This window comes from Sandarakinorhabdus oryzae (genome assembly GCF_009733735.1).
In the GTDB taxonomy this organism is placed as follows: domain Bacteria; phylum Pseudomonadota; class Alphaproteobacteria; order Sphingomonadales; family Sphingomonadaceae; genus Sandarakinorhabdus; species Sandarakinorhabdus oryzae.
In genome coordinates, this window is the sequence record NZ_WNJP01000420.1 from 1 (window position 1) to 542 (window position 542).

A 542-nucleotide genomic window follows, 5' to 3' on the forward strand; every position below is an offset into this window, starting at 1 on the left:
CGGGCGAGGCGAGCGGGTTGCGGAACAGCGCCTGGCACGCTGCGCCCGACGCCCCCAGTCCGGCGCCGATGGCGAGCGCGAGGCCGGCCCGCGGCAGCCGCAGTTCGAGGAACAGGGTGCGCGCCAATACGGGATCGCGGGCCCAAAGGGCCGCCAGATCGACCGGCCCCAGCGCCAGCGCGGCCAGCGCCAGCACGGCGCAGAGCAGGGCAAGGCGCAAGGTCATGATGCCAGCGCCTTCTTCAACCGCACGACTTCCGCCGGCATTGCCGCGCCGCCGCACAGGAAGGCGCGGCCATCGGCCTCCACCTGGCGCGATGGCAGCCGCCGCAGCGCCGGGTGCTGGCTCCACGCCTGTGGGCCAGAGACCTGGCTACGGCGATAGATGTTGCGGATCAGGATCGGCGGCGGCGCTGCCAGCAATTGCTCCAGGCTGATCTGCCCGCCGCGCAGCTGGCGCACGCCGGCCAGGCGCAGCCAGCCGGCGGTCAGCCCGTCCATGGCCGGCGCCAGGCCGCTGCCGCCGATCATCAGGCCGGGGC

At 74.7% G+C, this 542-nt stretch carries 2 protein-coding genes; both read right to left on the bottom strand.

The features are described 5' to 3' along the window. Positions 1-226, bottom strand: a 226-nt coding sequence (locus tag GJ693_RS16640) for an iron chelate uptake ABC transporter family permease subunit (RefSeq protein ID WP_156257298.1), incomplete at its 3' end; no start/stop codon positions are given. Beyond that, the coding region (locus GJ693_RS16645) for a substrate-binding domain-containing protein (protein WP_197042334.1) at positions 223-542 on the bottom strand (320 nt) is incomplete at its 5' end. The genes GJ693_RS16640 and GJ693_RS16645, both read right to left, overlap by 4 nt.